Origin of the sequence: Cellulomonas sp., assembly GCF_017744555.1 — a bacterium.
GTDB lineage: Bacteria > Actinomycetota > Actinomycetes > Actinomycetales > Cellulomonadaceae > Cellulomonas.
The window spans coordinates 60,036-86,147 of sequence record NZ_JAGIBD010000002.1 but is presented as its reverse complement, the minus strand read 5'-3'; the positions used below and the strand labels follow the sequence as shown (position 1 = coordinate 86,147).

The following is a 26,112-nucleotide window of genomic DNA, read 5'->3' as shown; positions in this document are numbered from 1 at the left end:
CGCGCCCGCGGTCGGAGCAGCGACCCGCGCGACTCACGGCGTCGGCGTCGGCGCCGCGGTCGGCAACGTCGCCGACCCGTCGAGCAATGAGCCCGTGACGTCGTCCGGGAGCACCGCGAGGCAAAGGCCGCGCCGGTCGCCGCGTGCCCAGCCGGCCTCGGTCGGCGCCCACGTGACGGCCCGCACGCCCGCGGCGACCTCGTCGTCCTCGAGCACGCACGCCCGGGCGACGCGCGCGTCGGCGGCGTCCTGACCGGGCCACACCGCGTCGGACGTGAACTCGTAGTCGGTGACGACCTGCACGGTGTGCGGCTCGGCGCACGGCACCACGCGGACGGTCTCGACCGCGCCGTCGGTGGGCAGCGACTCGAGGCAGTTGCCGGTGACGAGCTGGGCGGCGTGGGCGTCACGGGCGTGCGGCACGTCGGGCGGCAGCGGACGCTGCGCGGACGCGGTCAGGACGGCCACGACGATGCCCGCGGCGAGCGCGACGGTGCCGACCGCACCGAGCACGACGCCGGCGACCGCGAGGCCGCGTCCCCGAGTCTGCCGTGCGGCGGTGCGGCGCAGCGCGACGATCCCGAGCGCGAGCGCGACCGGCCCGAAGAGCAGCACGCCCGTGATGAGCGACGCGACGGCCGTCGGCTCGACGGGCGCAGGGGCGGGCTCCCACCCCGGCGCGTAGTACGGCTCGGGGTAGCCCTCGGGCTCGTCCGTCGGGGTGCTCAGGACTCCGTCACCTCGTCGCCGAGGTCCAGGTCGCCGCCCGTGATGGAGCCCGTGAGGCTCTCGCCGTCGGACACGAACACGCACCACCCGGTGTCGCCGCCGGGCTCGTCGAAGTCGTCGGGGTGCGGCGTGAAGACGTCCGCGAACCCGTCGACGTCGAGCAGCCCCGGTGCCGCGGCCTCGATCTGGTCGTAACAGAGGTCCACGGCGGCGGCGTACTCGGTGTCCTCCGGGTCGGTGGTCACCGGAGCGGTGAGCTGGACGGTGCCCACGACCTCCGTGTCGTGCGGGGTCGTGCAGTCGACGAGCTCGGCGTCGCTCATGTCGTACTCGGTCGGGTACGCGGCGATGCAGGTGCCGACCGAGAGGTCGGTGCGCAGCTCGTAGTAGGCGTCGCCGGAGCTCTCGGTGCCGGTGCCGGACATGCCCTCCGACCAGCCCTCGTCGAACCCCTGCCGGAACTCGGGGTCGGTCTGGTACGCCGTGAACATCAGCAGCCCGACCGCGATGGCCCCGACCAGCACCAGCGTGCCGATCCCGCCGACGACCACACCGGCGATCGCGAGACCCCGCCCGCCTGCGCCCGTGCGGCGGATCCGCCGCAGCGATGCGATGCCGAGGCCCAGGCCCACGGGCGACGGGAGGGCACCGAGGATGACGAACCCGCCGACGCTGGTGACGAGCGAGGCGATCGCCAGACCGTCCGTGCCGGGCGCCTCGGTCCCGTACCCGCTGACGTACCCGGGCGCGCCACCGTACCCGGGCACGCCACCGTACGTGGGTGCGCCGGTGCCGTAGGGCGAGCCGGGCGTGCCGTACGGCACCGGGTACGTGGCGGCCGACGGCTGGCCGGGGGCGTTCGTCGGGCCGTAGCCGGGTGCGGAGCCGTAGGGCGGGACCGGAGCGGGTCCGTACGGCGACGCGGGGGCGGACCCGTAGGGCGGCGGGACGGGCGCCGCGCCGTACGTGGGCGAACCGTACGGTGCGGGCGGCGGTGCGGACTGCGGAGTGGCCGCGAACGGGTCACCCGCGCCGGACCCGAACCGGGAGTCGCTCGCCGCCGGGTAGCCGGGCGTCGGGTACGCGCTGCCGTACGGCGAGGGCGTGGCCTCGTACCCGCTGGACGCGGGCGGGACCGCCTCGTACCCGCTCGGCGCGGGTGCCGGCGGCACGCCCTCGCCGGGGTTCGAGGGCTGGTCGGGAGCGGCGTACGGGTTGGCCCCGTCGGGGCTGTGGCTCATGCGGGCAACCTAGCGGACCGCCCGCTCGCGCAGACCGTCGCGTCCGCCGGATCACCCGGCCGCCCGGTCATGCCGGGTCGGCGATCTCGAGGACCACGGGCACGTGGTCGGACGGCGCCTTGCCCTTGCGCTCGTTGCGCTCGATCGTCACGCCGGTGACCCGGGCGGCGAGCGCGGGCGACGCGTAGGTGAGGTCGATGCGCATGCCCTCGTTCCGGGGGAACCGCAGCTGCTGGTAGTCCCAGTACGTGTAGGTGTGCTCGGCGGGCTGGTGCACGCGCGAGACCTCGGCGTAGCCGACGTCGGCGAGCGCGGTGAAGGCGTCCCGCTCGGCCGGCGTCACGTGCGTACGGCCCGCGAACCACGCGATGTCCCACACGTCGGTGTCGAGCGGGGCGATGTTCCAGTCGCCGACCATGGCGACCTGCGCCTGCGGGTCGGCGTCGAGCCACCCGTGCGCGGCGTCGCGCAGGCGGGCCAGCCAGTCGAGCTTGTACGTGTAGTGCGGGTCGCCGACCTCGCGCCCGTTCGGGACGTACAGGCTCCACAGCCGCACGCCGCCGCACGTCGCGCCGATGGCCCGCGCCTCGGCGGCCGCCGGGTCGCCCCACGTGGGCATGCCCGGGAAGCCGACCTCGACGTCCTCGATGCCGACCCGGGACACGATCGCGACGCCGTTCCACTGGCTGAACCCGCTCGTGACGACCTCGTACCCGAGCGCCTCGAACGCCTCGCGCGGGAACTGCTCGTCCTTGCACTTGGTCTCCTGCAACGCCAGCACGTCGACCCCGGTCCGCTCGAGGAAGGCGACCGCGCGGTCGGTGCGGGCGCGGATCGAGTTGATGTTCCAGGTGGCGAGGCGCATGAGCGTGGAGGGTACCGGCGCCCGCCGACAGGACCGTCACCCGCGTGCACGTGCAGCGCACGCCCGATCGGACGAACGGGACGAAGCGGGTGTTGAGGGCGAACGTTCCTCTCCAGTACGGTCCGCGAGACGGTGCGGGCACGGTCCCCGGCCGGGTCGTGTCGGATCGGGGCGGGGAAGGGTGGACGTGGACGAGGACCTCAAGGGCCGCCGCGCGCTCGTGACGGGCGGTGCCTCGGGCATCGGGCGCGCCGTCGCGGTCGCCCTCGCCCGGGCCGGCGCCGACGTCGCGATCACGTACCTCGCGCACGAGCCCGCGACGGTCCTCGCGGAGATCACCGAGGAGGGCCGGACGGCCGCCGCCTTCCAGCTCGACGCGCGCCGCAGCTGGGACGTCGACAAGGCCGTGACCGACGCCGCGGCGGCGCTCGGCGGCGGCATCGACATCCTCGTGAACAACGTCGGCGGCATCGTCGAGCGGCGCACGCTCGCGTCGCTGGACGACGCGCACTGGCACCACGTCCTCGACCTCAACCTGTCGTCGGCGTTCTACGCGAGCCGGGCCGCGCTGTCGGTGATGCCCGACGGCGGTCGCATCGTGACGATCGGGGCCCAGGCGGCCCGCAGCGGCGGCGGGACGGGCATGGTCGCGTACACGACGGCGAAGGCCGGCGTCGAGGGGTTCACCCGGGCCCTGGCCCGCGAGCTCGGACCGCGGCGGATCACGGTCAACGCGGTCGCGCCCGGGTTCGTGACCGCGACCCCGTTCCACACCCAGCACACGCCCGAGCCCGCGCAGCGCGGCGCCATCGCGGCGTCGTCGCTCAACCGCGCGGGCGTGCCGGACGACGTCGCGAGCGCCGTCCTCTACCTCGTGTCCGACGGTGCCGCGTTCGTGACGGGTGCCGTGCTCGACGTCAACGGCGGCGCCTGGTTCTCCTGAGGGGCCGTGACGGCGTCAGGCCGGCTCGGCCGCCGGCCAGCCCCGGACGGCGGCCCACGCCCACGTCGCCGCGTCGTGCGCCGGCGCGAGCGGCTCCTGCTCGAGCCACGCGACGAGCACCCCGATGACGGCCCCGCCGAACGCGGCGGCCGCGACCTCGGGTGGCAGCTCCGCGAGCGCACCCGGGATGCCGTGCATGCGCAGGCCCTCGAGGGACAGCTGCTCGACGCGGCGTCGCAGCCGGGTGACGGCGACCGGTGAACCGTGCTCGCCGAACGCGCGCCGGTAGAGCTCGGCATGCTCGGCGAGGTGCTCCGCGTATCGGACGAGCACCTCGGGGGGCGCCGCGCCGAGCCCGGGGTGGATGCTGGACAGGTCCGCCCCGGCGGCGGCGGCGCGGGTGTCCAGGGCGTCCGCGAGCAGCGTGTCGGTGTCGGGATAGTGCTGGTAGAAGGTGCTGCGGTTCACCGTGGCGCGGTCCGCGACGTCCGCGACGGCGATCTCGTCGAGCGTGCGCTCGCGGGCCAGGGAGAGCAGCGCGTCCTGCAGGAGCGTCCGCGTGCGCTGGACCCGGGGGTCGAGGCGGGCGGCGTCGTCCTGGGTCACCGGCTCATGATGGCACGAGAACTGTCCGACAGTTGTCGTATAACCTGCATCCGTCGACCACACCGCCGCACCCGGCGACCGTCCCGACCGGAAGACCACCATGGCTGAGCTCCTGTACCGCCTGGGCCGCACCTCCGCCCGCCGCGCCAAGACCGTCGTCGCCACGTGGTTCGCGGTGCTCGTCGCCGTGGGCATCGCGTTCGCCGTCGCCGGTGGCACGCTCGCGAGCAGCTTCTCGATCCCGGACACCCCGACGGCCGAGGTCACCGACAAGCTTGCGAGCGAGCTGCCCGAGGCCGCCGGCGGCAGCGGGACCGTCGTGTTCTCCACGCAGGACGGCTCCGCGTTCACCGCCGCCCAGCAGGCCGCGATCTCGGCGCGGGTGGCCGCCGCGTCCGACGTCGAGGGCGTCGAGCAGGTCGTCGACCCGTTCGCCACGCAGGCGCAGCTCGAGGAGCAGGCTCAGCAGGTCGCGGACGGCGAGGCGCAGGTCGCCCAGGCCCGGACGCAGCTCGAGGACGGCCAGGCGCAGCTCGACGCGGGCAAGGACCAGCTCGAGGCGGGCCAGGCGCAGATCGACGCGGGCCAGGCGCAGATCGACGCCGCCCGCGTCCAGGCGGAGGCGGCGGGGCTCAGCCCGCGGCAGACCCCGCAGATCGACGCGCAGCAGGCCGAGCTCGACGCCCAGCAGGCGCAGCTCGACGCCCAGCGCGCCGCCGTCGAGGCGCAGCAGGCCCAGCTCGACGCCGGCACGGCCGAGCTCGAGGCGAAGGAGCCGCAGCTCGAGGCCGGTGCCGCGCTGCTCGACATGGCCACCGAGATCCGGTTGGTCTCCGCGGACGACAACGCCGCGGTCGCCCCCGTGACGTTCACCGTCCCGCAGCTGGACCTGTCGCAGGAGACGAAGGACGACCTCATGGCCGCCTTCACCGCCGAGCCCGTCGAGGGCGTCGACGTCGAATTCTCCACCGAGATCGCGGGCGGCGTGCCCGAGCTGCTGGGGGTCGGCGAGGTGCTCGGTGTCGTCGTCGCCGGCGTCGTGCTCGTCGTCGTGCTCGGCACGTTCGTCGCGGCCGGTCTGCCGATCCTCACCGCCATCATCGGCGTCGGCATCGGTGCGCTCGGTGCGATGTCGCTGTCGGGCGTCATCGAGATGGTCTCGGTCACGCCGATGCTCGGCCTCATGCTCGGCCTGGCCGTCGGCATCGACTACTCGCTGTTCATCATCAACCGCCACCGACGGCAGCTGAAGCAGGGCTACGACGTGCACGAGTCGATCGGGCTCGCGAACGGCACGTCCGGCAACGCCGTCGTGTTCGCGGGGACGACCGTGCTCATCGCGCTCGTCGCGCTCAACATCACCGGCATCCCGTTCCTCGGGCTGATGGGCAGCGTCGGCGCGTTCTGCGTGCTCGTCGCGGTGCTCATCGCGGTGACGATGACCCCCGCGCTGCTCGCGCTCGTCGGGATGCGCGTGCTGAACAAGCGTGAGCGGGCCGCCCTCGCGGCGAGCGGAGAGGCCGGCGCACCCGTGCCGACCACCACGAAGCCGCTGCGGCCCATGTCGACGCCCGGAGCCGTGGTGCGCGCGCTCGCGTGCATCGGCGCGCTCGTCGTCGTCGCGCTGCCCGCGCTGGAGCTGCGCCTCGGCCTGCCGGACGGCGCGACCGAGCCGCACGAGTCGACCCAGTACCACGCCTACTCGACCATCGAGCAGCGGTTCGGCGAGGGCCAGAACGGCACGCTGCTCGTCGTGGCCGAGCTGCCGAAGGCCCCGGCCGAGGGCCAGGAGACCGTCACGCAGGCGGCGATCGCGCGACAGATCTTCGACCAGGACGACGTGGTCGCGGTCGCGCCCATCGGCACGTCGCAGGACGGCACGACGATCGCGTTCCAGGTCATCCCGAAGGAGGGCCCGACGAGCGAGTCGACCGAGGACCTGGTGAACACGCTGCGCGACCTCACGCTCGACGACGGCGTGACCATCGGTGTCGCCGGCCAGGCCAGCGGCAACATCGACGTCTCCGCGACGCTCGCCGACGCGCTGCCCACCTACCTCGCCGTCGTCGTCGGCCTGTCGCTGCTCATCCTGGTGCTCGTGTTCCGGTCGATCTTCGTGCCGGTCGTCGCGACGCTCGGGTTCATCCTGTCGTTCTTCGCCGCGCTCGGCGGGGTCGTCGCGATCTACCAGTGGGGCTGGCTCGGCGGCGTGTTCGGAGTCGAGACGCCCGGCCCGGTGCTCAACTTCCTGCCGACGATCCTGGTCGGCATCCTGTTCGGCCTCGCGATGGACTACCAGCTGTTCCTCGGGTCCGGCATGCGCGAGGCGTACGCGCACGGGGCACCCGCGCGCATCGCGGTCGTGCAGGGACTGCGGGCCGGTCGGTCCGTCGTCACGGCCGCCGCGATCATCATGATCTCGGTGTTCGGCGGGTTCGTGTTCTCGCACGCGGCGATGATCCGGCCCATCGGGTTCGCGCTCGCGTTCGGGGTGCTCGTCGACGCGTTCGTCGTGCGCATGGTGCTCATCCCGGCGCTCATGCACCTCGTCGGCGACAAGGCGTGGTGGCTGCCGCGCTGGCTCGACAGGGTCCTGCCCGACGTGGACGTCGAGGGCGCCGCCCTGGAGCGCCGCCACCCGCACGAGCACGAGCTCGACGCCGAGGCCGAGCCGGCCACGACCGCCTGACCCGCACCCCGCTGCGCCGCTCGCTCCCGCTCGGGACGGGCGGCGCGGTCACGTCAGGTCGTCGAAGTCCCCGCGGACCCAGGCGGCGTGCCGGTCGGCGGAACGATGGACGACGGCCAGCGCGTCCGCCGGGACCACGCCGTCGAAGTTGTTGTAGAGCCGGTCGAAGGGTCGGGCCGCCACGTGCTCGGCCAGCCGTAGCGCGACGGCACCGGAGAGCGGGAGCCGGTTCGGGTAGCTGCGCATGAAGCTCACCGACGTCCGGTCGGGGTTCGCCATGATCGTGTCGCCCGCGAGCAGCACCCCGCGGCCCTCCGCCCCGGCGGCCCAGTGCACGACGGCGCTGCCGGGGAAGTGCCCGCCCGGCTGCGACAGGACGACACCCGGCAGCACCTCACGCTCGCCGGTCCACGTCTCGATGACCGCGTCGGGTCGTTGCACCCACCCGGCGTCCGCCTCGGCGACCAGCACCGGCACGCCGCCGAGCGCGCGGCTCCACTCGACCTGCACCCCGTACATGTGCGGGTGGCTCGCGACGACCGCGACGACGTCGCCGACGGCCCGCACCGCGTCGACCGCCTCGTCGTCGAGGTAGCCGATCGGGTCCCACAGCAGCACGCCGTCGGACGTGCGGAGCAGCTTGGCCTGCTGAGCGATGCCGACGCCGGGGGTCGCCGACAACCCGAACAGGTCAGGTTCCAGCTCGACGACCGCGACGTCGTGCCCCTCGGCCTGCAGCTCGCCGAGCGTCGTCCAGTGCGTCCCGTCGGCGGGGACCCACTGCCGCTCGTCCGCGCAGATCGGGCACACCTCCGGCCGTCCGGCGTTCTCCACGGCACACGTGCGACAGATCGCCCAGGTCATGCCGCCGAGCATGGCACGGGGCACCGACGCGCGCGTCGGCTACGCCGTGAACTCGAGCAGGTACCCGGTCCAGTCCTTCCGGCCGGGCAGGGTGCGCTTGCAGCAGGCGAAGTGGACGACGCCGCCGCCCCTCGCCGCGATCTGCGTGACGAGCACGGACAGCAGCGTGTTCTCCTGGACGGTGATCGCCCCGCCGCGGACCGTGAGGCCGAGGGGCGGGCTGACCGTGTAGTTCTCCGCCTCCTCGCCGGGTCCGACGACCTCGGGGTACGGCTGCGGCACCGGCTTCGTGACCGTCCCGCCGTTCTGGAGGAGGTGCACGTCGCCTGCCGAAGGCGGGTTGCCCAGCTCGATCGCGTTCGCGACGCGCTGCTCCAGCAGTGCCCCGTCGGGCAGGTAGAAGACGAGGTGCACGCCGTCCGGGACCTTGAACGTCGTGCCGCCGCCGCGTCGCCGGGTGCCCTCGACCGGCTGCTTGGCGAGCATCTGCCGGTTGATCGCGCCGTGGCCGCTGATGACGGTGCCGTACACCTGGTGGAACGTCGTGCGCAGCCAGGTCATCTGGCGCTCGTCCCACTCGCTGCGGGCGGGCAGCGCGGAGAACGCGTCGTGGAGGGTGGCGAACACCGACGGGCCGCGGGACGGATAGTGCGCCGCGACGGCGTGCTGGAAGGTGACGGTGTCCTCCTCCGCCGAGCCCGGGACCGGGCCGCCGCCGAGGTCGACCCGGGTGCGTTGCACGGCACGACGTCCCGACCCGTACCCGGCGAGCAGCGCGGAGACGGCCGCGTTGCCCGCCGTCTGCTGCAGGCCGACGAGCGACGGAACCCCGGGAGACACGCCCGGCACGGCCTCGGGGCGTCGGGCCCGCGCCCCGCCGCCGTCCTGCTCGCCACCGTGGTCCGTGCCCTGCTCCCGCGCCCCCCGCGCCATGCCGCCAGGATCGCAGGATCGCCGCGCGAGCGCGCGGGCGGCAGGTGTCGCGGGCCGGATGCGGCGACGTGCCCCCGCTGGGATGCTCGTCGGATCGGTGCAGCAGCGCGCCCGGCAGCCGTCGAGGAGCGTGCACCATGCCGGACAACCCGCTCGTGCGTCTCGCGCACGTCGCCGAGGACCTGACCGCCGCCGACCGGGTCGTGGCGCTGATGCGGCCGGTCGCGGACGTCGTGCTCGGCGACCCGACCCGGCGGCGCCTGCTGCAGGGCGAGCCGCTCGGCCACGCGGCCCACCCGCTGCTCACGGACCTGCCGATCGGCTTCTGGGCGTCCGCGTCGGTGCTGGACCTGCTCGCGCCACGGTCGTCGCGCAAGGCGGCGGACCGGCTCGTCGGGCTGGGGATCCTCGCGGCGGCGCCGACGGCGCTGACCGGCCTCGCCGACTGGTCGCTGGGCGACCGGCGGGTCCAGCGGGTCGGGGCCGTGCACGCCGTCCTCAACGTGACCGCGCTCGCGCTCTACGCGACGTCGTGGACGCTGCGGCGGTCCGGTGCGCGCACGGCGGGCGTCGTGACGGCGCTGGTCGGCGCCGGGGTGCTCGGCGCCAGCGGGTACCTGGGCGGCCACATGTCGTTCGCGCTCAAGTCCCCGCCGCCCGAGGCGGCGGACCCGGACGCGCGGACCGCGGCCACCGCGCCCGCCGTCTAGGGCACGGCGAAGGCCGGGTGCACGTGCCCGGCACCCGGCCTCCGTCGTTCGCCGGTGCGCAGCGTCCCCTCGGTGCGCGCTCCGGCCCTCGGGCGTGAGCGGCCCCTAGCTCACGTCGTCGTCCACCCAGTCGAAGGTCCGCGTGACGGCCTTCTTCCAGAGCCGGTACTGCCGGTCGCGCTCGCCCGTGTCCATCGCGGGGGACCAGCGCTTGTCCTCGGCCCAGTTGTCGATGACGTCCTGCTCGCCCGACCAGAACCCGACGGCGATGCCGGCGGCGTACGCGGCGCCGAGCGCGGTCGTCTCGGCGACCTTGGGACGGACCACGTCGACGCCGAGGATGTCGGCCTGGAACTGCATGAGCGTCTCGTCGGCGACCATGCCGCCGTCGACCTTGAGCTCGGTGAGGTCCACCCCGGAGTCGGCGTTCATGGCGTCGAGCACCTCGCGGGTCTGGAAGGCGGTGGCCTCCAGCGCGGCACGGGCGATGTGGCCCTTGTTGACGTACCGGGTGAGCCCGACGAGCGCGCCGCGTGCGTCGGACTTCCAGTACGGCGCGAACAGGCCCGAGAACGCCGGCACGAAGTACGCGCCGCCGTTGTCCTCGACCGTCTTGGCGAGCTCCTCGATCTCGGGCGCGGAGCTGATGATCCCGAGGTTGTCGCGCAGCCACTGCACGAGCGAGCCCGTCACGGCGATGGAGCCCTCGAGCGCGTAGACCGCAGGGGCGTCGCCGATCTTGTAGCAGAGCGTGGTGAGCAGCCCGTTCTTCGACGGGACCGGTGACGTGCCGGTGTTGAGCAGCATGAAGTTGCCCGTGCCGTACGTGTTCTTCGCGTGGCCGACCTCGAAGCACGCCTGCCCGAACGTCGCGGCCTGCTGGTCGCCGAGGATGCCCGCGATCGGCACGCCCGGCAGCATGCCGCCCTCGCGGCCCTTGCCGTACACCTCGGACGACGAGCGGATCTCCGGGAGCATCGACACGGGGATGCCCATGTCGCCGGCGATCTCCTCGTTCCACGTGAGGCTGTCGAGGTTCATGAGCATCGTGCGGGACGCGTTCGTGACGTCGGTGACGTGCACGCCGCCGTCGATGCCGCCCGTCATGTTCCACAGCACCCACGCGTCGGTGTTGCCGAACGCGAGGTCGCCGCGCTCGGCCTTCTCACGGGCACCGTCGACGTTGTCGAGGATCCACTTGACCTTCGGGCCGGAGAAGTACGTCGCGAGCGGCAGGCCGACCCGGTCCTTGTAGCGTTCCGCGCCGCCGCCGAGCGCCCCCAGCTCGTCGGCGATCTTGGCCGTGCGCGTGTCCTGCCAGACGATCGCGTTGTACACCGGCTTGCCGGTGGTGCGGTCCCACACGACCGCCGTCTCACGCTGGTTGGTGATGCCGACGGCCGCGAGGTCGCGGTGCGTGAGGTTCGCACGGGTCAGCGCGAGGCCGACGACCTCGCGGATGTTCGTCCAGATCTCCTCGGGGTCGTGCTCGACCCATCCGGCCCTGGGGAAGATCTGCTCGTGCTCCTTCTGGCCGACGGACACGATCTGGCCGCCGTGGTCGAAGACGATCGCGCGGGAGCTCGTCGTGCCCTGGTCGATGGCGAGGACGTACTGGGTGTCGGGCATGGTGCGGTCTCGTTCCTTCCGGGGGTCTTCGGGTGGGAGGTGGCTGCCGGTCACGTGTAGGCGGCGCCCGCCAGGCCGGCGAGCACGCCGCCGATGACGGGGCCGAGCACGGGCACCCAGGAGTACGACCAGTCGCTCGAGCCCTTGCCGCGGATCGGCAGGACGAAGTGCGCGATGCGCGGGCCGAGGTCACGTGCGGGGTTGATGGCGTAGCCGGTGGGGCCACCGAGGCTCGCGCCGATGCCGACCACGAGCAGCGCGACGGCGAGCGGGCCGAGGCCCGACGGGGTCTTGCCGAACGCGATGACGACGAACACGAGGACGAAGGTGCCGATGATCTCGGTGATGAGGTTCCACGTGTAGGAGCGGATCGCGGGACCGGTCGAGAACACGGCGAGCTTGACGCCGGGGTCGGCGTCCTCGTCGAAGTGCTTCTTGTAGGCGAGGTAGCACAGGACGGCGCCGAGGAACGCGCCGATGAACTCCGCGAGGATGTACCAGAACGCGTTGCCGACCGTCGGGTTGATGGTGGCCGTGACGTCGCCGCCCGGCCCGGTGAGGGTGGCGAACGGTGCGTCGGCCGCGAGCAGGCCGAGCGTGACGGCGGGGTTGAGGTGCGCACCGGACTTGAAGGCGGTGTAGACACCGGCGAACACGGCGAGGCCCCATCCGAAGTTGATGAGGAGCCAGCCGCCGTTGAATCCCTTGTTCACCGGCAGGATCACGTTCGCGACCACACCGGTACCGAGGAGGACCAGCATCCCGGTGCCGAGGATCTCGGAGACGAACGCGTGGGACATGAGAGTGTCCACGAGCTACCCCTTCTGTTGACGTCGTTGTCACGTGCGCCCCGCGACGGGGCGCGGGGGGTCTTCGGTGGTTCCCGCTGCGCTCAGGTGCCGACGGGGCCGGACGAGCCGCGGCCCGCGGGCGACCCGGGCTTGGTGCCGGCGCCCACCTCGTCGCCGAGGCCCTGCATCGGTGCCAGGTCGACGGCGCGCAGGCGGACGCGCTCGGCGGCGGCGTCGTCGGGCTGCAGCGCGGCGGCCTCCTCGGCTTCGGCGCGTGCGGTGTACGCCTCGATCTCGCGGCTGCGGGTGCGCTCGTCCCAGCCGAGCACCGGCCCGACGAGGTCGGCGATCTCGTCGAGCGCGCCCACGCCCTTGTCGGCCTGCTCGTAGTTGAGCCGGGTCCGGTGCATGAGGACGTCGTCGAGGTGCAGCGCACCCTCGTGGCTCGCGGCGTAGACGATCTCCGCGCCGATGTACGCGGGAGCGCCCTTGAGCGGGTTCGCGAGGGACGGGTTCACGTCGACGAGGTCGATGATCTCGCCGAGCAACGAGCCGTAGCGGTGGAGCAGGTGGTCCATGCGGGGCCGGTCCCACCCGTACCGGGTACCGATCGCGCGGGCCTGCCGCTGGAACACCTGGAGGCCCTCGGCGCCGACGAGCGGCAGGTCGTGCGTGATGGACGGCAGGCTCGTCGCGCGCGACCCGATCGCGAAGTCCACGGCGTCCTTCGCCATGACGCGGTACGTGGTCAGCTTGCCGCCCGCGATCACGGTGAGGCCGGGGGCGGGCGCCGCGACGGTGTGCTCGCGGGACACCTTCGCCGACGACGTGCCCTCCTTGACGTGCGGCTGCAGCAGCGGCCGCAGCCCGGCCCACGTGCCGATGACGTCCTCGCGGCTGATCGGCCGGGAGAGCACCGTGTTGGCGTGCTCGATGACGTAGTCGATGTCGGCGCTCGTCGCGACGGGGTGCGTGAGCTCCTGCTCCCACGGGGTGTCGGTCGTGCCGATCACCCAGTACCGCGACCACGGGATGATGAACAGCACCGACTTCTCGGTCTGCAGGATCAGGCCGGTGTCGCCGGCGATGCGGCTGCGCGGGACGACGATGTGGATGCCCTTGCTGGCGAGCACGCGCAGGCCGCCCTCGGACCCGGCGAGCGCCTCGGTCTGCTCGGTCCACACGCCGGTCGCGTTGATGACGTGCCGGGCGCGGACGTCGAGGCGGTCGCCCGTCTCGAGGTCGACGAGCTCGGCACCGGTGACCGCGCCGCCCGTCGTCGTCTGGAGGCCCACCACCTGGGTGCGGGACGCGGCGTGCGCGCCGTAGGAGACGGCGGTGCGGACGAGGGTCTCGACGAGGCGTGCGTCGTCGACGCTCGCGTCCCAGTACTGGACCGCGCCGATCGCGGCGTCGTGCCGCAGGTCGGGGAAGCGGCGCTCCATGCCCTTGCGGGTGAGGTGCCGGTGGATCGGCATGGCCCGCTTCGAGCCGGACACGGTGGCGAGCGTGTCGTACAGCGCGACGCCCGCGCCGACGTACGCGCGCTCCCAGACGCGGTTCTCGAGCGGGTACAGGAACGGCACCGGCTTGACGAGGTGCGGCGCGAGCCGGCCGAGCAGCAGGTCCCGCTCGGTGAGCGCCTCGCGGACGAGGTGGAAGTCGAGCATCTGCAGGTAGCGCAGGCCGCCGTGCACGAGCTTGCTGGACCTGCTCGACGTGCCGCTGGCCCAGTCCTGCGCCTCGACGACCGCCGTCGACAGGCCGCGGCTGACGGCGTCGAGCGCGATCCCCGCACCCGTCACCCCGCCGCCGATGACGAGCACGTCGAGCTCGCTGCCGCGGTCGGCGCTGGCCCGCAGCGCGTCGAGCGCGTCCTGTCGTCCCTGTGCCGTCAACGGTGCTGTGCGCATGTGCAGTCCCCCGGGTGATTCGTCCGCTACGTGTCGCTGTCTTCCACACGTGCTCGCTATGGTCATCATGAGGCGAACAAACGCGCAACCGGGCTGCACGAACGTGCACCGGCCGCCGGCACCGGGGGGTGGTCCGCATGTACGTGGAGCGTGAGCAGGACGTCCTGCGGGCGGCGTCGATGTACTACCTGCAAGACCTCAAGATGGAGGTCATCGCGCGGCACCTCGGGACCTCCCGGTCCACGGTGTCACGGCTCATCAAGCGCGCAAGGCAGGCGGGCCTCGTCGAGATCACGCTGCGCCCCGCGAGCACCCGTGCACCCGGGCTGGGCCGTTCGGTCGCCGCGGCGTTCGGCATCGACACCTACGTCGTGCCCGTCCCCGACTCCGCCTCGCAGATCGAGCGCCTCGACCAGGTGTGCATGACCGCGGCCCGCCTGCTGTCGTCGTGGTTCGACTCCGACATGGTCATGGGCGTCGCCTGGGGGACCACGCTCGCGGCGGTGTCCCGCTACCTGGCGCCCAAGCCGACGCGCGGGTCCGCCGTCGTGCAGCTGAACGGTGCCGCCAACATGCGCACGTCGGGTATCGAGTACGCGTCGGACCTCATCTCGTCGTTCGGCACCGCGTTCGGGGCGGCCGTGCACCACTTCTCCGTGCCGGCGTTCTTCGACTACCCCGACACCAAGGCCGCCATGTGGCGCGAACGGTCCGTCAAGCGCGTGCTCGACATGCAGCGCCGCGCCGACATCGCGGTCTTCTCGGTCGGCGCCGTGGCCGGTGCGGTGCCGTCGCACGTCTACTCGGCCGGCTACCTCGACGACGCCGACGTGAAGCTGCTGCACGAGGAGGGCGTGGTCGGCGACGTCTGCACCGTGTTCCTCCGGGCCGACGGGTCCTGGCAGGACGTCCACCTGAACGAACGTGCGACCGGCCCGACGCCTGACGAGCTGCAGCACGTGCCCCGGCGGGTGTGCGTCGTCGCGGGGGACAACAAGGTCGCACCGCTGCTCGCCGCGCTGCGTGCCGGGGTCGTCACGGACCTCGTCGTCGACGAGCTGACGGCCACCGCGCTGCTCGAGGCGGCCGCGCCCCCGCTGCCCCGGCGGGTGCGCACGAAGGTGTGAACGCAGTTGATCTCAGTCGAGGACCCGCCGCGGTGGTGGCGACTCTGCTGCTATCGCGGACGGGGTCGATGGTCCCGCAGCTCTGGTCGCTGGCGTGCGATGTCGTGGCCGCCGCGACGGTGCCGCGGCGTGCTTGACCTGCCCGTTCGAACCTGTGGAAACGCGCGTCGGACCTGGACGGATCCTCCTAGCGTCGTGGCCGCGCCGGTACAGGCGCACTGCCACGGACCCTTTGCTAGGAGAGACATGAGAAGCACGATCGCGGGGATCGTCACCGTTGCGACGACTCTGACACTGACCTTGATTGCGGGGCCGGCCAACGCCGCAGACCCCACAGAGAGCGCCGCCAGGCTCATCGAGCAGGTTGCCCCCGACCAAGGTGAGGTCCAGCGGGTCACCGCGACGGCCGCGGGTCTGACCGCGACCATCCGGGAGCAGACGATCACTGCCCCACGCACCGCCGACGGCGCCGTGCAGGTCGGCGCGGTGCAGGTCATCCTGCCCGACCAGGTTGGTGGGCGGGCAAGCGTCGCCAACGACGGGACCGTCGTCTACTCCGGCACCGGAGGTTCCGTCGCTGCCGCTATCCAGATCCTGGACGACGCTTCCGTGCGGCTCCAGACCATCACACGCGAAGCGGGCGCGGATCGCTCGTTCACCTACACCTTCCCCGGGCTGACTCCTGTGAAGGGGGCGAACGGCACCGTCGACCTGCTGGCCAACAACGCAGACGGCTCGGTGGCAGTCGTGGCGGGCACGGTGGCGCCCGCGTGGGCGAGGGATGCCAAGGGGCGGGTCGTCAAGACGTCCTATCGGATCTCGGGAGACCGGCTCGTTCAGGTTGTCGAGCCGACATCCACGACCACCTACCCGGTCGTCGCTGACCCGAAGGTGACCCACACCTGGTGGAACCAGACGATGTACTTCAACAAGAGCGAGACGAACAAGGTCTCGGCGGGCGCCTCGGCTGTGCAGATCGCGGGCACCATCACGGCCGGGACGATGATCGGTGCGATCGCCGCTGTTGGAGCTTCCATCATCCAGGCCGTGGCTCAGTACGCTATGGGCAACGACCAGTGCATCAAGTTCGTCGTCTATGCATCAGGAACGGCACTGCCTCAGCCGTACGGTGGCAGCGAAGCGGGAGGCTACTGCAAGTGACGGACGGGCCCCTGGTCATCCTGGCAACGCTTATCGGCCTAGCGACGGGCGCTGGCGTTGTGTACTTCCGAGGACGTCGACAGATGCTCGGGCAAGTGGTTTGCGGCTTGCTGGCGTTGTCCGCCGGGTTTGTGCTGGCGCGCGCGACCGGCAGCTTCGGGTCGTGGGTGGGCGTGGGCTCGACGATGTTCGTCGTGACGGTGTTCGTCGGCGACGGCTGGAGGCGCCGACGACGTTCTGAACGTCGGGCGACACCGGCCTGAGGTGAATGAGGTCCTCCCGGTCGTCCAGCGGAATGCTCCTGCTCGACGACTGGGAGGCGCTCGTGACGGGTGCACTTGCATTGCTGTCAGAGCCGTCAGAGCAGTCAGAGCAGTCAGTCGCAGCCGTGGGCGCAGGCGCACATCGCGCCTCGCGTCGTGAGCAGGGTCCGATCTCGGCCGTGGAATGCGACCGGTCATGCGGCCGTCGCGACGGGGGTCGGGTCGACGATGACCAAGACCTGGCCCGGGCCCACCTGGTCGCCGGGCGTCACGACGATGTCGAGCACCGTGCCGCCGACCGTCGCCGTCACGGGCGCCTCCATCTTCATGGCCTCCAGGGCGAGGAGCTGTTGGCCGGGCTCGACCACGTCGCCGGGCCGGACGTCGATGCGGAACACCGTGGCGACGAACGGCGCCTCGACGCCCTCGCACCCGTCGGGGACGTCGGTGCCCGCCGCCGCGAGGACGGGCTCGGGGTCGCGGCGGTCGAACTCGCCGGCGGCCTCCCAGGCCGACCGCTCGGTGCCGAACGCGGCGGACTGTGTCCGCTGGAAGTCGGCGATCGAGTCGGCGTTCGCGGCGAGGAACCGCTCGTGCTCGGCGAGCGAGAACGTGCCGTCCTCGATGCGGACGTCGAGCCGGCCGGCGGCCATGTCGGTGCGCATGTCGAGCAGCTCGTCCGCGCCGACCGGGTACCAGCGGATCACGTCGAAGAACCGCAGCAGCCACGGCGTGCCCGGCTCGAACGGCCGGTGCCGGGCGTACGTGTCCCACACCTGGATCGTCCGGCCGACGAACTGGTAGCCGCCCGGACCTTCCATCCCGTAGATGCACAGGTACGCGCCGCCGATGCCGACCGCGTTCTGCGGGGTCCAGGTGCGCGCCGGGTTGTACTTGGTGGTCACGAGCCGGTGCCGGGGGTCGAGCGGGGTCGCGACGGGTGCGCCGAGGTACACGTCGCCGAGGCCCATGACCAGGTACGACGCGTCGAACACGGTCCGGTAGACGTCGTCGACCGAGCCGAGACCGTTGATGCGGCGGATGAACTCGATGTTCCACGGGCACCACGGGGCGTCGTCGCGTACGCCCGCCATGTACCGCTCGATCGCCTCGCGCGTCGCCGGGTCGTCCCACGAGAGGGGGAGGTGCACGGTGCGGGACGGGACGACGAGGTCGGTCGTCGACGGGAGGGTCCCCTCGATCTCCTGCACCAGGTCGAGCGCCGTGCGCAGGGGGAGCGCGTCGGGGTCGACGTGCAGCTGCAGCGAGCGGATGCCGGGCGTCACGTCGACGACGCCACGCAGCCCGTCGTGGTCGACGCGCTGCTGCACCGCGTCGGCGAGCGCGTGCACCCGCATCCGGGAGGCCAGGTCGAGCCGCATCTCCCCGTACTCGACGAGCAGGTTGTCGTCGCCGTTGCGGCGGTACGTGACGAGCGCGTCACCCTCCCGACGGGCGAGGATGCCGCCGTCGTCGTGCGCGGTCCGGCTCGGCACCGGTGTGGCCGTCGGCCGCCGGCGCAGCGCGTCGGCCTGCGGCTCGTCGACGGGCACGAACCGCACCTCGTCGCCCGGGCGGAGCTGCCCGAGCTTCCAGAGCTGGCCGAGCGCGACCGTCGCGGGGCACGTGAACCCGCCGAGGGACGGCCCGTCGGGGCCCAGCAGGATCGGCAGGTCGCCCGTGTAGTCGACGGCACCGACCGCGTACGGGGTGTCGTGGATGTTCGACGGGTGCAGACCGGCCTCGCCGCCGTCGCTGCGGGCCCACGCGGGCTTCGGGCCGACGAGCCGGACGCCCGTGCGCGCCGAGTTGAAGTGCACCGACCAGGTGGCGGCGTAGAACTCGGCGACGTCGTCGGGCGTGAAGAACTCCGGCGCCGCGTGCGGGCCCTCCAGGGCGCCGACGAGCCACGAGCCGGTGATCGTCGGCCGTTCCTCCGCGGGCACCGGGCCGGCGTCGCCGTCCGCGTCGGTGCCCAGGCCCAGCAGGTCCCCGGGCCGCAGCGGGACGCCCGTCGCGCCGCCGATCCGGCCGAGGTCGAACGTCGACGCCGAGCCCAGCACGCGCGGCACGTCGAGGCCGCCGCGGACCAGCAGGTATGTCCGCATGCCCGCGGTCGGGGTGCCGATCGCGAGCACGCCGCCCGCCGGGACGTCGACCGGCTCCCACTGCGGCACGGGTGCACCGTCGAGCGTCACCGGGGTCGGGGCACCCGTCACCATGACCGTCGCGGGCGTGACGAACCGCAGCTCGGGACCGGCCATCGTGCACTCCAGGCCCGCCGCACCCTCGGGGTTGCCGAGCGCACGGTTGCCCAGCCGGAACGACAGGTCGTCCATCGGGCCCGACGGCGGGATGCCGACGTGCCACAGGCCCGTGCGGCCCGGCCAGTCCTGGACGGCCGTGAGCATGCCGGGTCGCACGACCTCCACGCGGGGCGACTCGTCGTGCAGGTGGGCGAGCGTGCCGGTGTGGTGCAGCGCGTCGGCGACGGCCGGGGTCCGCACGATCGTGCGCAGCAGGCCGAGGTTGGTGGCGATGCCGTCGACGCGGGTCTGCGCGAGGGCGTCGTCGAGCGCGCGCCACGCGGCGGCACGGTCGTCGGCCGCCGTGACGACCTTGGCCAGCAGCGGGTCGTAGTGCGTCGACACCTCGAGACCCGGTGCGACCCACGTGTCGACGCGCGCGCCCGAGGCGGTCTCGAACGCGGTGACGGTGCCCGCCGACGGGAGGTGGTCGCGGTCGGGGTTCTCCGCGTACACGCGGGCCTCGACCGCGGCCCCCCGGGGGTGGAGGGGCGTCTCGACGACCGTCGTGTCCCCCTGCGCCAGCCGGATCATCCACGCCACGAGGTCGACCCCGAACACGGCCTCCGTGACCGGGTGCTCGACCTGCAGGCGCGTGTTGACCTCGAGGAACGCGGCCTCCTCGCGCTCCGCGTCGTACACGTACTCGACCGTGCCCGCGGACCGGTAGGCCACCGACCCCGCGAGGTCCCGCGCGGCGGACGCGATGCGCTCGCGGACCTCGTCGGGCAGCGCGGGCGCCGGAGCCTCCTCGACGACCTTCTGGTGGCGGCGCTGCAGCGAGCAGTCGCGGTCGCCCAGCGTGACGACCCGGCCGAGACCGTCGCCGAACACCTGCACCTCGACGTGGCGCGCGGCCGTGATGAGACGCTCCAGGTACACGCCGGCGGACCCGAACGCGGCACCCGCCGTGCGCCGCACCGCCTCCCATGCGGCCGCGAGCTCGTCGGGCGAGTGGCATGCCCGCATGCCGATGCCACCACCGCCGGCCGTCGCCTTGAGCATCACCGGGAAGCCGATGCGCGCCGCCTCCGCCTGCGCGTCGTCCAGCGTGTCCAGCAGCCCCGTGCCGGTGAGCATCGGCATGCCGACCGCCCGCGCCGCGTCGCGTGCGGTGTGCTTGGAGCCGAACAGCTCGAGCTGCTCAGGCGTCGGGCCCACGAACGCGACGCCCGCCGCCTCCGCCGCACGCGCGAAGCCCGCGTTCTCCGACAGGAAGCCGTAGCCCGGGTGGATCGCACCCGCACCCGTCGCGAGGGCCGCCTCGACGATCGCGTCCGCGCGCAGGTACGACTGGGCCGCCGGTGCCGGTCCCAGCCGCACCGCGACGTCCGCGTCGTGCACGTGCGGGGCGCCCGCGTCGGCGTCCGAGTACACCGCGACCGTGCGCAGGCCCAGCTCCCGGGCGGTGCGCAGGATCCGGACGGCGATCTCGCCGCGGTTCGCGACGAGCAGGGTGTCGAAGGTCATGAGGTTGCTCCCGCCTTCTGGTCGGTGCGCGTGACGATCATGCGGACCGGCGTCGGGTCGAAGCCGTTGCACGGGTTGTTGACCTGCGGGCAGTTGGAGACGACCACCAGCACGTCCCGCTCGGCCCGCAGCGACACCGACAGACCGGGGGCGGAGATGCCGTCCACGATGCCGAGCGCGCCGTCGGGGTCGACCGGCACGTTCATGTACCAGTTGATGTTCGACACCAGGTCCCGCTTGCCCAGGCCGTGCCGGCCGCCCTCCGCGAGGAAGTTCTCGGCGCACGCGTGCTGCGCGGCGGTGTGGTGGCCGTAGCGCAGCGTGTTCGACTCCTTCGAGCACGCGCCGCCGAGAGTGTCGTGCCGGCCGCACGTGTCCGCCGTGACCGTCATGAGCGGCCCGTGCTCGCAGTCGCGCAGCACCGAGCCCGTCGTCAGGAAGATCGAGTCCTGCGCCTGGATCGTGTCCGGCGCGCTGTACCGCAGCGCCGTGTCGTGCGCGTCGTACACGAGGAAGTCGACGGCCTGGTTGCCGCCCAGGTCGACGATCGTCAGCGTGTCGCCGGCGGCGACCACCGCGGACCACGGGGCGCGTGCGGGGACGACCTCGTCGCGGAGCACGTCGCCGCTCGGCACGGGCTCGGTCAGGTCGGCGGTCATGCGATCCCCCGGGCGGTCAGGTCGGCGACGGTGTTGGCGAAGGCGCGGCGGCCCTCGGGTGTGGCGGTCCACAGGGGGTCGGACTCGTCGGCCGCGCGCCCCTTCCACGCGAGGACCTCGAGCGGGGTGCTGGTGAACTCCGGACGCGGGTCGAGCGGGTGTGCGGTGTTCGCGACGAGCAGGATGAGCGGCGCCTCGGCGCGGATCGTGAGGGATCGCCCGGCGCCGGCAGAGCCCTCGAACACCGGGTGGCCGTCCGCGTCGATCCGGACGCCCTGGAAGAACGAGATGCTCGGCGGCAGGTCCCGGCGCGACAGGCCGTGCTTCGCGGCGGCCACCGCGAACAGCTCCCGGCCCGCGGGCGACGTGCCGTGCGGTGAGCCGTCGCCGTAGCGCTGCTCGTTGCGGGCCCGCGTCGACGTCCCGTAGAGCGCGTCCTGCCGTCCGGACGTGTCGCCGACGACCGACGCCAGCACCCGGCCGGCGTCCGAGAGCAGCAGGTGCCCGGTCGTCAGGTACACCTGCCACTGGACCTTGACCGTGTCGGCGACGTTGAGCCGCTCCCACGGCCGGTCGGCCCGGTAGGCGAGCACGTGCGCGCACGCGTCGCCGGCGACGTCGGTGAGGCGGACGTGCGTACCGCGGGCGACGACGAGGTGCGTGTAGCCGCCGCCGGCGACGACCTCGGCGTGCACGAGGTCCTTGCGGGCGACGCCCTGCGGGAGGTCGGGCCAGGCGCTCGCGGGCACGGTCGGCATGGTGGTCACCCGGCCGCGGTGGGCCGCTTCCTGCGCACGGGCGTGAGCCTTGGCGCCCGCCGTCGTGGCGGTCCCGGTGGCGGTGCCGGTGGTCGGGCCGGTCGTCGTGGTCATGTCCGCTCCTGGTCCGTGCGGGACGTTTCTGTCGTCTGACAGAAAAACCATGCCGAGGGGCGGTTCCGGCCCGGTCACCGGTGTGTAAACCTCTCGTTACGGCGCCCTGACCAGGCGGTGATACGTTCGGCGGGCCATGGCTAGCAGACCCGGTCGACCCCGCGCGAGCGGCGACCCGTACGGCGAGCGCGACACGCGCCAGGACGTGCTCGACGCCGCCGCCGCCCTGTTCTGCACCGTCGGGTTCACCTCGACCAGCACCCGGTCGGTCGCCGAGCGCGCCGGCGTCCGGCAGGCGACGATCTACCACCACTTCGCCGGCAAGGACGCGATCCTGCTCGAGCTGCTGCTCGGCACGGTCCGCCCGTCCGTCGAGCTCGCGGACGCGCTCGCGACCGCGACCGCGACCGACCCTGCCGACGCCCGGCTCTGGGCGCTCGCGCACGCGGACGTCCGGCTGCTCACGTCCGGCCCGCTCAATCTCGGCGCGCTCTACGTGCTGCCCGAGGTGGCCGGCGAGCAGTTCGCGGAGTTCCACGCGCAGCGCGACCGGTTGCGGGCGAGGTACGACGAGCTCGCGGCGGCCGTCGTGCCGGACGGGTCGGGGGCCGAGCAGGGACCGCTCGTGCTCGGGCTCGTCGAGTCGGTGATCCTGCGGCGCCGAGACTCCGACGACCTCGACGCCGGCGCCGTCGCCGACGCGGTGGCCGACGGGGTGCTACGGCTCCTGGGGTGCGACGAGCAGCGGATCGCGGCCGCCCGGACAGCGGCCGCCGCGCTCGTCTGACGTACCCGCACGCGCCCGCCCTCGCGTGTGCGGGCGTGTGCGCGGACACAGCGGTCAGTGATTTAACACAGGCGTTTCACCGGTGCAGCAGAGCCGACACGGATCGGGTGGTCAATGAACCTGTCGGACGACAGAAACTCCGACGGCTCGTCCTGACCCGCCGCCCGGAGCCCCCACTCCGCGCGGCCACAGCACCCCGGAGCGACCATGATCATCGCCGGAGTCGGGCTCTCCGTCCTCGCCGTCGTGCTCGTCGGCATCGTCGTCGCGCGCAAGGTCGACGGCGACAGCGCGAACTACCTCGTCGCCGGGCGCAGGCTCGGCGTCCCGCTCGTCGCGGCGTCGCTCATGGCCGCGGCGGTCGACTCCAACGCGACCGTCGGGAACACCGACCTGACCGCGTCCTTCGGGTTCTGGGCGGGCGCGCCGCTCGCGATCGGGCTGGCGATCTGCCTGCTGCTCACCGGGCTCTTCCTGGCCAAGCCGATGAACCGCATGGGGCTGTTCACGCTCGGCGACTTCTACCGGGTGCGGTACGGGCGCGGCGTCGAGATCGCGGCGTCCGTGCTGATGATCTTCGCGTTCGCGATCCTCATGGCCGGCAACCTCGTGGCCTGCGGGTTCCTGCTGGAGCGGTTCCTGGGCATCGACTACTGGGTCGGGGTCGTCATCTCGGTCGTGCTCGTGCTGGCGTACACGGTCGGCGGCGGCATGTTCTCCGACGCGTACACGGCAGCCATCCAGATCACGATCACGGGCGTCGCGACGGTCGGGATGCTGTGGTGGGTCGGCTCGACGATCGGCTTCCACATCGCCCCCGGCACCGGCCCGTTCGACCTCGAGCAGCTCACCTCGACGGATGCGGGCGCACCGATCAACTGGGCGACGCTCATCGCGCTCGGCATCGGCGACATCGTCGCGATCGACTTCATGCAGCGGATCTTCGCCGCCCGCAACCCGCAGATCGCCCGCCGGGCGTGCTTCAGCGCGTCGGCCGGCACCGCGTTCGTCGGCGTCGCGTACGGGCTCATCGCCCTGACCGCCGCGACGACGCTCGGCCTCAGCCCCGACGACGGGCCCGTGCTGTTCACGCTGCTCGACGACTACGCGCCCGCCGGCCTGACGATCCTGGTGCTGTCGGGCATCGTCGCCGCGTCGTTCTCGACGGCGTCGGGCGCCATCCTCGCGACCTCCGCCGTCGCGGTCCGCAACATCTTCGGGGTGCGGCGCGTCGTCGACGAGCCCGGCGTGAAGGACCCGCTGCTGCGGTGGACCCGCCTCGCGATGCTGCCGATCGTCGCGTTCGGTGTGTTCATCGCGCTCGAGGTGGCCCAGACCGGGATCCTGCTCACCCTGGCGTTCGACCTCATGCTCGCCGGGCTCGTGGTGCCGTTCCTGCTCGGGCTGTTCTGGAAGCGCGGCGGGACGCGGGCGGCCGTCGCGGCGATGGCGGTGGGCCTCACGGTGCGGCTCGTCCTGTTCGTCCTGACGCCCACCATGTACGGGGTGCCGAACGACGTGCTCTACATCGAGAACTCCTGGATCGACGCGACGTTCGACGGCTGGCCGACCATGTACGCGGCGGTCGCGTCCCTCGTGTCGTACCTGGTCGCGGCGTTCGTCTGGCCGCGGACCGTCGCCGAGGAGGCGTGGGCGCTCACCGACGTCGCCCCGGCACGCGCCACGGTCGGCGCAGCCGGCGAAGGTGACGAGGAGGAGACGGTGCCCGTCCTGGCGTGAGTGACTATTACATTGGGTGCATGAGCATCCAGGTTCGGCCGGCGGTCCCGGCTGACGTGCGGGCGATCCGGGGCCTCGTGCAGCCCTACGCGGAGCAACGGATCCTGCTCGCCAAGGAGTGGGTCGGGTACTACGAGGCCGTGCAGGAGTTCCTCGTCGCGGTCACCGACGACGGCACGGTCGTCGGCTGCGGGGCGCTGCACATCATGTGGGACGACCTCGCCGAGATCCGCACGCTCGCCGTGGACCCGGCGTACCGGGGGCAGCGGGTCGGGCACCTGCTGCTGGTGGCGCTGCTCGACCGGGCCCGCGAGCTCGGGCTGCGGCGGGTGTTCTGCCTGACGTTCGAGGTCGCGTTCTTCACGTCGCACGGCTTCGGGATCATCGAGGGCACGCCCGTGACGCCCGACGTCTACGCCGAGCTGCTGCGCTCGCACGACGACGGCGTCGCGGAGTTCCTCGACCTCGCGCGCGTGAAGCCGAACACCCTGGGCAACACCCGGATGCTCGTCGAGCTCTGACGGGTCACAGAGCGAGCTCCCGGAAGTGGGGGCTCAGGTCGAGGGCCCCGGACGTCTCGACGACCACGGCCGTGAGGTCCGTCGTGGCCCACGTCTGGTGCGTCTCGCCGGGCTCCCACACGACGAGCGTCCCGGGGCCGACCGGGCGGCGCGGCTCGTCGTCGACCTGGACCTCGCCCGTCCCGACGACGACCGCGAACACCTGACGACGGACGGCCGGGTGCCGGCCGAGCGTGCCGCCCGCGGCGACGTGCGCGACGTTCACCGACGTGGATGCGGCGTCGGTCAGGGGCGGCAGGAAGTCCATCTCGACGCCCGTCGAGCCGAACGCGTCGATGGTGCGGGACGGGGTGACGTACAGGCGCATCCCCGCATCCTGCCGCGACGTCAGTGGGGCAGGTGGTAGGTCGGCGGGTCGGTGTCGGTGCGCGTGACGAGGCCGTCGGCGACGAGGGCGTCGAGGCAGCGCTCGCGCTGGGCGGTGTCCGGCCAGACGGCGTCGACCACCTCCGCCGGGACGGGGCCGGGCGCCTCGCGCAGCAGCGCCATGATCCGCCCGCGGACCTGCCGGTCGGTGCCGGTCCACGCCTGGGTGCGCCGACGGGCGGCGTGCTCGTCGGACGGCTTCCCGGCGGCCCGCCAGACGCACAGCGACGCGACCGGGCACGCGTCGCACCGGGGTGACCGCGCGGTGCAGACGACGGCGCCGAGCTCCATCGACGCGGCGGCCCAGCGGGCGGCGGTCGCGTCGTCGTCGGGCACGTAGGTGTCGGCGAGCGCCGTCTCGGCGACGGTCTGCGACGGGGCCGGGAGCGCCGCGCCGAGCACGGTGCGGGCGAGGACCCGGCGCACGTTGGTGTCGAGGACGACGGACCTGCGACCGAACGCGAACGCCTGCACGGCGGCTGCGGTGTACGCGCCGATGCCGGGCAGCGCGAGGAGCTCGGCCGTCGAGGACGGGATGAGTCCGTCGTGCCGGTCGACGATCGCGCGGGCGCACTCCTGCAGGCGCAGCGCGCGACGGGGGTAGCCGAGCCGGTCCCACGCGCGCAGCACGTCGGCGGTGGAGGCGGCCGCGAGGTCGGCCGGGGTCGGCCACGTGCGCATCCAGGACCGCCACGCGGGCTCGACGCGGACGACCGGTGTCTGCTGCAGCATCACCTCGCTCACCAGGACGCCCCACGGCGTGCGGTCGGGCGCGCGCCACGGCAGGTCGCGGGCGTGCTCGTCGAACCACGCGATGACGCTGGTGCGGAGCGCGTCGGGCGCCGGCGGTCCGGGACGGTCCGACGC

At 73.1% G+C, this 26,112-nt stretch carries 23 protein-coding genes; 9 read left to right on the top strand and 14 right to left on the bottom strand.

Annotated features, from left to right (window positions below; all coding sequences use genetic code 11):
- Positions 1–33 precede the first annotated feature (33 nt).
- The 3 genes from J7523_RS02605 to J7523_RS02595 form a co-directional block, all read right to left on the bottom strand.
- Complete coding sequence (locus tag J7523_RS02605) at positions 34–813, bottom strand: DUF4190 domain-containing protein (RefSeq protein WP_291882301.1); 780 nt, start codon at positions 811–813, stop codon at positions 34–36.
- Positions 726–1,970: a DUF4190 domain-containing protein gene (locus J7523_RS02600; RefSeq protein ID WP_291881850.1), complete on the bottom strand. Its 1,245-nt coding sequence runs from the start codon at positions 1,968–1,970 to the stop codon at positions 726–728. Before J7523_RS02600 ends, J7523_RS02605 begins: the two co-directional genes overlap by 88 nt.
- 67 nt (positions 1,971–2,037) lie before the next feature.
- A complete protein-coding gene (locus tag J7523_RS02595; protein WP_291881848.1) occupies positions 2,038–2,835 on the bottom strand; it encodes an exodeoxyribonuclease III in 798 nt (265 codons plus the stop codon).
- A 187-nt stretch (positions 2,836–3,022) separates the two neighbouring features.
- Between J7523_RS02595 and J7523_RS02590 the strand changes: the two genes are divergently transcribed.
- Entirely contained in the window at positions 3,023–3,778 is a 756-nt protein-coding gene (locus tag J7523_RS02590; RefSeq protein WP_291881845.1) for an SDR family NAD(P)-dependent oxidoreductase, read from the top strand.
- 15 nt (positions 3,779–3,793) lie between these two features.
- Here J7523_RS02590 and J7523_RS02585 read toward each other — a convergent pair whose 3' ends face one another.
- Entirely contained in the window at positions 3,794–4,384 is a 591-nt protein-coding gene (locus J7523_RS02585; protein WP_291881843.1) for a TetR/AcrR family transcriptional regulator, read from the bottom strand.
- A gap of 100 nt (positions 4,385–4,484) precedes the next feature.
- Here J7523_RS02585 and J7523_RS02580 point away from each other — a divergent pair, with 100 nt between their 5' ends.
- Positions 4,485–7,073 (top strand): MMPL family transporter, encoded by a 2,589-nt coding sequence (locus J7523_RS02580; RefSeq protein ID WP_291881840.1) that lies wholly within the window; start codon positions 4,485–4,487, stop codon positions 7,071–7,073.
- 48 nt (positions 7,074–7,121) lie between these two features.
- On the opposite strand, the gene J7523_RS02575 is transcribed toward J7523_RS02580, so the two are convergent.
- Positions 7,122–7,937 carry a hydrolase gene (locus J7523_RS02575; RefSeq protein ID WP_291881839.1) on the bottom strand — a complete coding sequence of 272 codons (816 nt, stop codon included), beginning with the start codon at positions 7,935–7,937 and terminating at the stop codon, positions 7,122–7,124.
- Positions 7,938–7,976: 39 nt separating this feature from the next.
- A complete protein-coding gene (locus J7523_RS02570) occupies positions 7,977–8,870 on the bottom strand; it encodes a putative adhesin (protein WP_291881838.1) in 894 nt (297 codons plus the stop codon).
- 137 nt (positions 8,871–9,007) lie between these two features.
- On the opposite strand from J7523_RS02570, the gene J7523_RS02565 reads away from it, so the two are divergent.
- Complete coding sequence (locus tag J7523_RS02565) at positions 9,008–9,580, top strand: DUF2231 domain-containing protein (RefSeq protein WP_291881836.1); 573 nt, start codon at positions 9,008–9,010, stop codon at positions 9,578–9,580.
- A gap of 105 nt (positions 9,581–9,685) precedes the next feature.
- Here the strand turns inward: J7523_RS02565 and glpK are convergent, their stop codons facing one another.
- The 3 genes from glpK to J7523_RS02550 form a co-directional block, all read right to left on the bottom strand.
- Positions 9,686–11,209, bottom strand: a complete 1,524-nt coding sequence (gene glpK / locus J7523_RS02560; protein WP_291881832.1) for a glycerol kinase GlpK — start codon at positions 11,207–11,209, stop codon at positions 9,686–9,688.
- A 50-nt stretch (positions 11,210–11,259) separates the two neighbouring features.
- Positions 11,260–12,009: an MIP/aquaporin family protein gene (locus tag J7523_RS02555; RefSeq protein ID WP_291882299.1), complete on the bottom strand. Its 750-nt coding sequence runs from the start codon at positions 12,007–12,009 to the stop codon at positions 11,260–11,262.
- 92 nt (positions 12,010–12,101) lie between these two features.
- Complete coding sequence (locus J7523_RS02550; protein WP_291881830.1) at positions 12,102–13,913, bottom strand: glycerol-3-phosphate dehydrogenase/oxidase; 1,812 nt, start codon at positions 13,911–13,913, stop codon at positions 12,102–12,104.
- A 137-nt stretch (positions 13,914–14,050) separates the two neighbouring features.
- On the opposite strand from J7523_RS02550, the gene J7523_RS02545 reads away from it, so the two are divergent.
- The 3 genes from J7523_RS02545 to J7523_RS02535 all read left to right on the top strand — a co-directional run bounded on the left by J7523_RS02545 (position 14,051) and on the right by J7523_RS02535 (position 16,464).
- Positions 14,051–15,040, top strand: a complete 990-nt coding sequence (locus J7523_RS02545) for a sugar-binding domain-containing protein (protein ID WP_291881827.1) — start codon at positions 14,051–14,053, stop codon at positions 15,038–15,040.
- A 246-nt stretch (positions 15,041–15,286) separates the two neighbouring features.
- Positions 15,287–16,201, top strand: a complete 915-nt coding sequence (locus J7523_RS02540; RefSeq protein ID WP_291881825.1) for a hypothetical protein — start codon at positions 15,287–15,289, stop codon at positions 16,199–16,201.
- Between the two features lie 83 nt (positions 16,202–16,284).
- Complete coding sequence (locus J7523_RS02535; protein ID WP_291881823.1) at positions 16,285–16,464, top strand: hypothetical protein; 180 nt, start codon at positions 16,285–16,287, stop codon at positions 16,462–16,464.
- A gap of 194 nt (positions 16,465–16,658) precedes the next feature.
- Here the strand turns inward: J7523_RS02535 and uca are convergent, their stop codons facing one another.
- Genes uca through J7523_RS02520 form a run of 3 tightly spaced genes read right to left on the bottom strand, consistent with a single transcriptional unit; the run spans position 16,659 to position 21,771 of the window.
- A complete protein-coding gene (gene uca / locus J7523_RS02530; protein ID WP_291881820.1) occupies positions 16,659–20,240 on the bottom strand; it encodes an urea carboxylase in 3,582 nt (1,193 codons plus the stop codon).
- The gene (locus J7523_RS02525; protein ID WP_291881818.1) at positions 20,237–20,899 is read right to left on the bottom strand and encodes an urea amidolyase associated protein UAAP2; all 663 of its coding nucleotides are present in this window, start codon (positions 20,897–20,899) and stop codon (positions 20,237–20,239) included. Before J7523_RS02525 ends, uca begins: the two co-directional genes overlap by 4 nt.
- Positions 20,896–21,771 (bottom strand): urea amidolyase associated protein UAAP1, encoded by an 876-nt coding sequence (locus J7523_RS02520; RefSeq protein ID WP_291881815.1) that lies wholly within the window; start codon positions 21,769–21,771, stop codon positions 20,896–20,898. Before J7523_RS02520 ends, J7523_RS02525 begins: the two co-directional genes overlap by 4 nt.
- A 136-nt stretch (positions 21,772–21,907) precedes the next feature.
- Between J7523_RS02520 and J7523_RS02515 the strand changes: the two genes are divergently transcribed.
- From J7523_RS02515 to J7523_RS02505, 3 genes are all read left to right on the top strand, one after another.
- Positions 21,908–22,558: a TetR/AcrR family transcriptional regulator gene (locus tag J7523_RS02515; protein WP_291881811.1), complete on the top strand. Its 651-nt coding sequence runs from the start codon at positions 21,908–21,910 to the stop codon at positions 22,556–22,558.
- Between the two features lie 207 nt (positions 22,559–22,765).
- The gene (locus tag J7523_RS02510) at positions 22,766–24,298 is read left to right on the top strand and encodes a sodium:solute symporter family protein (RefSeq protein WP_291881808.1); all 1,533 of its coding nucleotides are present in this window, start codon (positions 22,766–22,768) and stop codon (positions 24,296–24,298) included.
- 20 nt (positions 24,299–24,318) lie between these two features.
- Positions 24,319–24,819, top strand: a complete 501-nt coding sequence (locus J7523_RS02505; RefSeq protein ID WP_291881806.1) for an amino-acid N-acetyltransferase — start codon at positions 24,319–24,321, stop codon at positions 24,817–24,819.
- A 4-nt stretch (positions 24,820–24,823) separates the two neighbouring features.
- Here the strand turns inward: J7523_RS02505 and J7523_RS02500 are convergent, their stop codons facing one another.
- Both J7523_RS02500 and J7523_RS02495 read right to left on the bottom strand, forming a co-directional pair.
- The gene (locus J7523_RS02500; RefSeq protein ID WP_291881803.1) at positions 24,824–25,186 is read right to left on the bottom strand and encodes a cupin domain-containing protein; all 363 of its coding nucleotides are present in this window, start codon (positions 25,184–25,186) and stop codon (positions 24,824–24,826) included.
- Positions 25,187–25,206: 20 nt separating this feature from the next.
- Positions 25,207–26,061 carry an A/G-specific adenine glycosylase gene (locus tag J7523_RS02495; protein ID WP_291882297.1) on the bottom strand — a complete coding sequence of 285 codons (855 nt, stop codon included), beginning with the start codon at positions 26,059–26,061 and terminating at the stop codon, positions 25,207–25,209.
- Positions 26,062–26,112: the final 51 nt, after the last annotated feature.

What these genes read in the sequence shown, in the direction of transcription:
- J7523_RS02600 (WP_291881850.1), bottom strand. Translation starts at nt 1,970, where the DNA reads ATGAGCCACAGCCCCGACGGGGCCAACCCGTACGCCGCTCCCGACCAG.
- J7523_RS02595 (WP_291881848.1), bottom strand. Translation starts at nt 2,835, where the DNA reads ATGCGCCTCGCCACCTGGAACATCAACTCGATCCGCGCCCGCACCGAC.
- J7523_RS02580 (WP_291881840.1), top strand. Translation starts at nt 4,485, where the DNA reads ATGGCTGAGCTCCTGTACCGCCTGGGCCGCACCTCCGCCCGCCGCGCC.
- J7523_RS02575 (WP_291881839.1), bottom strand. Translation starts at nt 7,937, where the DNA reads ATGACCTGGGCGATCTGTCGCACGTGTGCCGTGGAGAACGCCGGACGG.
- J7523_RS02570 (WP_291881838.1), bottom strand. Translation starts at nt 8,870, where the DNA reads ATGGCGCGGGGGGCGCGGGAGCAGGGCACGGACCACGGTGGCGAGCAG.
- J7523_RS02565 (WP_291881836.1), top strand. Translation starts at nt 9,008, where the DNA reads ATGCCGGACAACCCGCTCGTGCGTCTCGCGCACGTCGCCGAGGACCTG.
- glpK (WP_291881832.1), bottom strand. Translation starts at nt 11,209, where the DNA reads ATGCCCGACACCCAGTACGTCCTCGCCATCGACCAGGGCACGACGAGC.
- J7523_RS02555 (WP_291882299.1), bottom strand. Translation starts at nt 12,009, where the DNA reads ATGTCCCACGCGTTCGTCTCCGAGATCCTCGGCACCGGGATGCTGGTC.
- J7523_RS02550 (WP_291881830.1), bottom strand. Translation starts at nt 13,913, where the DNA reads ATGCGCACAGCACCGTTGACGGCACAGGGACGACAGGACGCGCTCGAC.
- J7523_RS02545 (WP_291881827.1), top strand. Translation starts at nt 14,051, where the DNA reads ATGTACGTGGAGCGTGAGCAGGACGTCCTGCGGGCGGCGTCGATGTAC.
- J7523_RS02540 (WP_291881825.1), top strand. Translation starts at nt 15,287, where the DNA reads ATGAGAAGCACGATCGCGGGGATCGTCACCGTTGCGACGACTCTGACA.
- J7523_RS02535 (WP_291881823.1), top strand. Translation starts at nt 16,285, where the DNA reads ATGCTCGGGCAAGTGGTTTGCGGCTTGCTGGCGTTGTCCGCCGGGTTT.
- uca (WP_291881820.1), bottom strand. Translation starts at nt 20,240, where the DNA reads ATGACCTTCGACACCCTGCTCGTCGCGAACCGCGGCGAGATCGCCGTC.
- J7523_RS02525 (WP_291881818.1), bottom strand. Translation starts at nt 20,899, where the DNA reads ATGACCGCCGACCTGACCGAGCCCGTGCCGAGCGGCGACGTGCTCCGC.
- J7523_RS02520 (WP_291881815.1), bottom strand. Translation starts at nt 21,771, where the DNA reads ATGACCACGACGACCGGCCCGACCACCGGCACCGCCACCGGGACCGCC.
- J7523_RS02515 (WP_291881811.1), top strand. Translation starts at nt 21,908, where the DNA reads ATGGCTAGCAGACCCGGTCGACCCCGCGCGAGCGGCGACCCGTACGGC.
- J7523_RS02510 (WP_291881808.1), top strand. Translation starts at nt 22,766, where the DNA reads ATGATCATCGCCGGAGTCGGGCTCTCCGTCCTCGCCGTCGTGCTCGTC.
- J7523_RS02505 (WP_291881806.1), top strand. Translation starts at nt 24,319, where the DNA reads ATGAGCATCCAGGTTCGGCCGGCGGTCCCGGCTGACGTGCGGGCGATC.
- J7523_RS02500 (WP_291881803.1), bottom strand. Translation starts at nt 25,186, where the DNA reads ATGCGCCTGTACGTCACCCCGTCCCGCACCATCGACGCGTTCGGCTCG.